We start from the raw sequence: 7,408 nt of genomic DNA, 5'->3' as shown, positions 1-7,408 counted from the left end.
AAATATGACAGTATTTCATTGGCAATAATTTATGTTATTTATCCATAGGATCCCATTTCAGGTTACTTAAATAGGTAGCATGGTCAGCATACCCACTCATTTTCCAATCTCAGCAGATGGTTTCATTCGAATGAATGAAAACCAACTGATGAACTACTCTCTCCAACACGTCCTATCTATTGTTGAATCAACACAAATTGAAGATTCACAAATTGCTTATTGCGGTTTTACGGAATGGGCAACTTTAAAGACCCCAGCCTTAAGTACAGGATGGGACTGGGAGTTTATTGAGGAAAATGGTTTTGCTAGCTTAAAACGAATCGGCATACCTAGAAGTAATATTATGATTGTTGATGTATCTGGTACGGATATCGGATTTGAGGTTACTGAATCATTGATCGAAAAGAAAATAGATACTTTGTTCTGGGAACAGTTCATTTATGCTCAAATCAACACAAGATTAATAAAGTCTAAATTAAGTCCGAATTTCTCTTAGGAACCTGTAAGTTTTTACAGTTACCGCCTTTCCAGCTGTTCAGTAAAGTCACATCAAAAATAAGTGGAAGCACTTGTAATGAATATTATTGCTGGATTTCAAAACAATTTTTCAGAAGGCTTATATACTAAATTTAAAAGTTACCGCTACAGGGTATTTGTTGAACATCTGGGTTGGGAGTTGAACTGTCCAAACAATGAAGAACTAGATCAATTTGATAAAGTCGATACAGCTTACGTCGTCGCTCAAGACAGAGAGTCCAATATTATTGGTTGTGCCAGATTACTACCTACAACTCAACCGTATTTACTGGGTGAAATATTTCCTCAATTAATGAATGGAATGCCTATTCCCTGCTCACCAGAAATTTGGGAACTCTCAAGGTTTTCTGCCATAGATTTCTCGAATCCACCTACCACAGCGAGTCAAGCAGTATCATCACCAGTTTCCATTGCCATTCTGCAAGAAGCGATCAACTTCGCGAGAGAACAAGGTGCAAAGCAGTTAATTACAACCTCTCCTCTAGGTGTAGAGCGTTTATTACGTGCAGCAGGTTTTCATGCTCATCGAGCAGGCCCACCCATGGTTATCGACGGATATGCCATGTTTGCATGCTTGATTGAAGTGTAGTTTGTAAAATCAAAGTCTAAAAAATTAGTGACATCGCAAAGATTAAGGTCTTAAGCCCGAATCAAAAGATTAGGGCTTTTCTTTATTTGAAGATTCAAACTTAATATTAAGACTGCTCAGTAATTTTGGTTTTTAAATTTAATTCTGATTTCTTATGGTAAGCCTCATCAGTTTTAGTCTGCCAATCACGTGGCATAAATGAGGTCGATATAATCGCAACGATAGCCATAAATCCAATATAAATCATAATTAAGTAAGGATTACCCTGCCCAACACTTAAAAGTTTCGTCGCAATTAACGGGGCTAAACCACCACCTAGTACGCCAGCCAACTGTACCGAAATTGAAATTCCACTATAGCGAATTTCCGCAGGAAATTGACGAGCAAAAAGCTGTGCTTGGGGGGCATACATAATTGGGAATACAACACCAATAGCCAATACAATTGCTGTCCAAACTAATACAGGATCTTTTGTGTTGAGCATGGTAAAAAATGGATAGCAGTAAAGTGCCAGTATGCATAGGCCAAACATAAACATATTGCGTTGGCCGACTTTATCCGACAAATGTCCACATAACGGCGTCATAAATAAAATGACGGCTGCACCGCAAATGGTGGCAAATAAAATGTCTTGGCGTGGGATTCCAAGTTGTGCAGTGGTATAAGCCAGTGTAAATGTTGAGGCAATATAGAACCAAGCATTCTCGGCAGCGCGAGCCAGAATAATGGTGATGAGTTGCTTTGGATGGTTTTTAAAAACCTGTAAAGCAGGAACTTTGACTTCTTCAGACTGCTGTTTTACTTTTTCAAAATCTGGTGACTCAGGCACTTTTACACGAATATACCAGCCCACTGCCAGTAAAATAATGCTAGCAAGAAATGGTAAACGCCAACCCCAACTAAACAGTGCTTGTTCAGGTAATAACGACACCAGACCCAACGCGATTGAGGCTAGCATTAAGCCACCACCTGTACTAGCTTGAGGCAAGCTTCCCCAGAACCCTTTACCGCCTTCGGGTGCATGTTCAACAGCCATGAGTACTGCACCGCCCCATTCACCGCCCATTGCCATACCTTGAATGAATCGTAAGACAACCAAACCAATCGCAGCCCAATAACCAATTGATTCGTAAGTCGGTAATAAGCCAATCAGTACAGTTGGGATACCCATGAGCATCAAAGTCAGCAGCAACATCGATTTACGGCCAATCTTGTCACCAAAATGACCAAAGACCAAGCCGCCTAACGGTCTTCCAATAAATCCAACGGCATAAGTTGCAAATGCAGCAAGCACACCCGTAAGTGCATCCAGATTTGGGAAAAATAGCTTATTAAAAATGAGCGCTGCTGCCGCACCGTAAATAAAAAAGTCATACCACTCAATGGTAGTGCCGACCATGCTAGAGATGCCTGCTAATCGATGTGACGACTTTTTAGTATTTGAACCGTTTCCATGTATTGATTGCATCGTAATATCCTTTTTAGATTTTCTTGTTTTATCTTTTTTATGCTTATGACCAACCCTGACCATAAGCATTTTCAGGTGTCGCTTTATCTCTTTAAGCTTTTTAGGATTACGTAATACGGCTTAGCTCAATTTTTCTAAAATCTGTTCAAGCTCCGGATTACGTTCTTGCCACTGCGGTTGTTTGTCTTTATCGACAATGAGAGCGCGGACACCTTCAATAAAGTCACCATGCTCAAACCAGATATCCTGTAAATCACGTTCAAGCTGCATACACTGCGGTAAAGAAAGCCCACGGCCTAAATGTTGCAGTTTCAAACTGGTTTGTTTGGCTATAAATGAGCGCTGCTGCAAAATACTAAGCATCTTACTTGCCCAAGTTTTTAAGCTTTCATCTTTTTCATTTTCAAGACTTTGCTCGATTTCATCTAAATGCTGATATCCGAAATGTTTACGAATACCTTCCGCCAATTGTTTGAGCTCACTTTCAGCAGGACGAGTAATAAATCGGGTAATGATGTGTTCAATTCCCTCTTTGCTTAAGCTTGGCGCTTCGACGAGAGCGTCTTGTAAAGCTTGTAACTGCTCGCTTGGCACATGGTAGTCAATTAAATCAAGGTAGAGCGCATCGCTACTGCTAATCTGCTCTCCCGTAATTGCCATATAAACACCAATATCATCAAGGCGAGACAAGAAATGAGTTGCCCCGACGTCTGGGAAAAAACCAATCGCTGTTTCAGGCATGGCAAATCTGGATTTTTCACTGCTCACCACAATGTGACACGCCTGAGCCAAACCAAAACCACCACCTAAGACATAGCCATCAAGTACAACGATGATTGGCTTTGTATATTCACGCAGTGTATTTAGCATTTTATATTCGGCGCTAAAGTAGCCTTTATAATCGGCTGTGCCATTTTTATAGCTGTCGTAGAGATAGCGAATATCTCCACCTGCACAAAAGGCTTTTGGGCTATTTGATTTGATTAAGATTGCCTGAACATCCGCATCATTTCGCCAAAGTTCTAATTGGGCACCAATACTTTTAATCATATCTAGCGACAGTGCATTGAGATGAGTCACACGGTCTAAGGTAATAATGCCCAACTTACCTTGTTGCTCAATCATTAAGTGATTTTCTGTATTCATTTTATTGATCTCTTATTGATTTTTAAAATTTGCCTGCCGTTTTTCAACGAAAGCCTGCATTCCTTCTTTTTGGTCAGATGTTGCAAATATTGAATGGAACATACGTCTTTCGAAACGTAAACCTTCAGTCAGATTCACTTCAAAAGCGCGGTTAATGGTTTCTTTAAGCATCATGTTTGCAGTTAAAGATCGTGCTGCAATTTTTTCTGCTGCTTGCAAGGTTTGTTCAAGTAATTCTTCTTTGCTAAACACACGTGCAACTAAACCACTTTGTTCTGCTTCTACAGCGCCCATTTGACGAGCGGTAAAACACATTTCCATTGCTTTGGCTTTACCAATGGCATGGGTTAAGCGTTGTGTGCCACCAATACCCGGAATTACACCTAAGGTCACTTCAGGCAAACCAAACTTAGCGTTGTCAGCACAATAAATAAAGTCACACATAAGCGCCAATTCACAGCCACCACCTAACGCATAGCCGCTGACCGCTGCAATTAGAGGTTTACGGCGCTGTGCAATACGGTCTGCAAGATGGAAAAAGTCATCAAAATAAATATCAGGAAATGCTAAATCAGCCATTTCTTTAATGTCTGCACCTGCGGCAAAAGCTTTTTCAGAACCTGCCAATACGATGCAACCAATTTCGCGGTCTTTTTCGAGCTGATCTAATGCCTGATTAATTTCACTAATTAATTCACTATTTAAAGCATTGAGCGCTTGAGGGCGATTTAGTGTAATCAGTCCAACCCCATTACGCTTTTCTAATAAAATACTTTGCCACTGCATTATTTATTCCTTGTTCTAGTTTTATAGACTACGTGCGATGACTAAACGTTGAATATCACTGGTGCCTTCGTAAATTTGACAAATACGCGCATCACGATAAATACGCTCAATTGGGAAATCTCTGAGGTAACCATAGCCACCAAACACTTGTAGCGCACTCGAGCACACGCGCTCAGTCATTTCTGAAGCAAATAGCTTGGCCATTGAAGCTTCATTCAAACACGGCTGACCTGCTTCTTTTAAACGCGCAGCGTAGTGAACCAATTGTCTTGCTGCTTCAATTTCAGTTGCCATGCTAGCAAGGCGAAAAGCGATGGTTTGATGCTCAAAAATTGGTTTTCCAAAAGTAATACGCTCTTTGGCATAACGGGTCGCTTCTTCGAGCGCCGCACGTGCTAGACCGACTGCTTGTGCAGCAATACCAATACGTCCACCTTCTAAATTGGCAAGTGCGATTTTCAAGCCTTCGCCTTCTTTACCTAGCATGAGGCTTTTATGGATGCGTACATCTGTCAGCGCAATTTGGCAGGTATCTGAAGCATGCAGACCCAATTTTTCTTCAACACGAATCACTTCATAACCCGGAGTTTCACGTGGGACTAAAAATGCACTAATGCCTTTTTTACCCGCGCTCGGATCAGTCACTGCAAACACAATAATCACACCTGCATTATCACCCGAGGTAATAAATTGCTTGGCACCATTTAAAATGTAATCATCACCATCTTTAACCGCACGGGTTTTAATGGCTCCCGCATCTGAGCCTGTATGCGGTTCAGTTAGGGCGAAAGCACCAATCATTTCACCTTGCGCCAAAGGTTTTAAAAACCGCTCTTTTTGCTCATCGGTACCAAATTTTAAAATAGGTACACAGCCAACCGAGTTATGTACACTCATGATGGTCGAGGTTGCGCCATCGGCTGCTGCAACTTCCTCGAGTGCCAGTACATAGGCTAAGTTACCCGTGTCTGAACCACCCCATTGCTCTGAAACAAGCATACCCATAAAACCGAGTTGCCCCATTTGAACCAATGTGTTTTTCGGGAATGTTCCGTCTCGATCCCAATCACTGGCATTGGGTTTGATTTGTTCTTGGGCGAAACTTTTCGCCATATCACGAATGAGTAATTGTTCTTCGGTAAATTGCATTGTTATTTCCTTTACCCTGCTTTAGCTTGTTGTTTAGCAATTTCTTGATTACGCAATAAAAAGCGCTGAATTTTGCCACTTGGAGTTTTAGGTAATTCACTCACAAATTCAACTAAACGTGGGTACGCATGTGCAGAAAGTCGTCTTTTAACAAATTGGCTGAGTTGTTCAGCAAGTGCATCTGAAGGTTGAGCATCCGTAGCTAAAATTACAAATGCCTTAACCACTTCGGTACGGTCTGGGTCAGGCACACCAATCACTGCGGCCTCAACCACTGCATCATGTTCGAGTAAAGCACTTTCTACATCGAATGGCCCAATCCTATAACCCGATGTGGTGATCACATCATCACTACGGCCAACAAAGCTCATGCTGCCATCGGCATGCAACTCGGCAGTGTCGCCCGTTAAGTAGTAATGACCAACAAATGGCGATTTTCGGCTTTCTTTATAGCCGCCGAACCACATCATTGGAGACTGGCTAATGTCGACTGCTAAAATTCCCGGAGTGTCTGGCGGAAGTTCTTCACCTTGCTCATTGACAATCGCAACACGGTAGCCCGGACTTGAGAAACCTGCTGAACCAGCATGAATTTCATGTTTTAAACCATGATGATTACACACCACCATGCCCACTTCAGTTTGTCCATAGTGGTCATAAATTGGAGCGTCAAGCACTTGTTTAAACCAGCGAATTACTTCTGGGTTAAGCGGTTCGCCTGCACTGCTAACGACACGGAACAGGCCTTTTAACGGCGCCATTTGAGCAGGGTCAGCTGCCATCATCATGCGGTAGGCAGTCGGTGCACCTGCCAAATTGTTAATTTTATAATCCTTCACAATTTGGCATAGGCTATCTGTGCTGAAACCACCCTCATAGAACAAAGTAGAGTGACCCAAGAATAATGGCCCAGTAATCGCATAGTACAGACCATACGCCCACCCCGGATCGGCAATATTCCAAAACGAGTCTTCTTCGGTTAAACCAATGGCATCTTGCATATATCGACCAAAGGCAATTAGTGCTTTTAATGGCACTTCCAAGGGTTTAGCAGGACCTGTAGTGCCTGAAGTAAACATGAGCAAGAAAGGATCTTGGATGCTACGCATGACCAGATCGCATTGATCGGACTGCTGCTTCACTTCATTCCAGAAATTAAAATCACCTGCTTTGAGCGGAGTACCTTGTACATCGGCAACTGTCACAATTGCAGGGCAATTTTCAATTTCATCAAGCTTGCTACGGTTGCCCATGTCGGTTACTACTAGCTTACTTTGTGCAAGCTGAATACGGTGCTCAATCGCCTTTGGACCAAACGCAGTAAAGAGTGGTTGATAGACTGCACCAATCCGCCAAGCTGCAAAAATGGTCACGATCAATTCAGGTGTTCTTGGTAATAGCCCTGAAATACGGTCGCCAGCTTTCACACCTTGTGATTTTAAAAAGTTAGCAAACTGACTCGACCACTCTTTTAATTCACGGAAGGTATATTGCTCTTTTCGTCCATCTTTTCCTTGCCAATAAAGCGCAATTTTGTCGCCATCTGCATGTCGATCACAGCATTCATAACAAGCATTTAAGGCATCAAGTGAACCTGATAACATCTGTTTTGCAGTGCTTTCCAAATCGAAAGTCTGTGCAGTATTTTGATAATCCATCATATCTTTTCCCTTAGTCCGGATTTGTTGTTATTCACGACAGGGTTTAATGTGTTTAAAGCCATCCTTTGGCTT

Annotated in this window: 7 protein-coding genes; 2 read left to right on the top strand and 5 right to left on the bottom strand. The window is 42.0% G+C overall.

The genetic code is table 11. The annotated features are described in order from the left end of the window. Positions 1–79: 79 nt before the first annotated feature. Positions 80–496: a DUF4902 domain-containing protein gene (locus HUN22_RS04085; protein ID WP_174726613.1), complete on the top strand. Its 417-nt coding sequence runs from the start codon at positions 80–82 to the stop codon at positions 494–496. Positions 497–559: 63 nt separating this feature from the next. Continuing rightward, entirely contained in the window at positions 560–1,126 is a 567-nt protein-coding gene (gene abaI, locus HUN22_RS04080) for an acyl-homoserine-lactone synthase AbaI (protein WP_174726612.1), read from the top strand. A gap of 106 nt (positions 1,127–1,232) precedes the next feature. Here the strand turns inward: abaI and HUN22_RS04075 are convergent, their stop codons facing one another. The 5 genes from HUN22_RS04075 to HUN22_RS04055 form a co-directional block, all read right to left on the bottom strand. Next, positions 1,233–2,594, bottom strand: a complete 1,362-nt coding sequence (locus HUN22_RS04075; protein ID WP_174726611.1) for an MFS transporter — start codon at positions 2,592–2,594, stop codon at positions 1,233–1,235. Between the two features lie 120 nt (positions 2,595–2,714). Continuing rightward, a complete protein-coding gene (locus HUN22_RS04070; protein WP_174726610.1) occupies positions 2,715–3,740 on the bottom strand; it encodes an enoyl-CoA hydratase/isomerase family protein in 1,026 nt (341 codons plus the stop codon). 12 nt (positions 3,741–3,752) lie between these two features. Beyond that, positions 3,753–4,526 carry an enoyl-CoA hydratase gene (locus HUN22_RS04065; RefSeq protein ID WP_174726609.1) on the bottom strand — a complete coding sequence of 258 codons (774 nt, stop codon included), beginning with the start codon at positions 4,524–4,526 and terminating at the stop codon, positions 3,753–3,755. Between the two features lie 21 nt (positions 4,527–4,547). Further along, positions 4,548–5,675, bottom strand: a complete 1,128-nt coding sequence (locus tag HUN22_RS04060) for an acyl-CoA dehydrogenase family protein (RefSeq protein WP_174726608.1) — start codon at positions 5,673–5,675, stop codon at positions 4,548–4,550. 11 nt (positions 5,676–5,686) lie between these two features. Then, entirely contained in the window at positions 5,687–7,336 is a 1,650-nt protein-coding gene (locus HUN22_RS04055; protein WP_174726607.1) for an AMP-binding protein, read from the bottom strand. Positions 7,337–7,408 lie beyond the last annotated feature (72 nt).

The sequence above is a fragment of the Acinetobacter lactucae genome, assembly GCF_013344765.1.
Taxonomy (GTDB): domain Bacteria; phylum Pseudomonadota; class Gammaproteobacteria; order Pseudomonadales; family Moraxellaceae; genus Acinetobacter; species Acinetobacter lactucae_A.
Note: the sequence above shows the minus strand (reverse complement) of the source record. Positions and strands in the feature narration are given on the sequence as shown.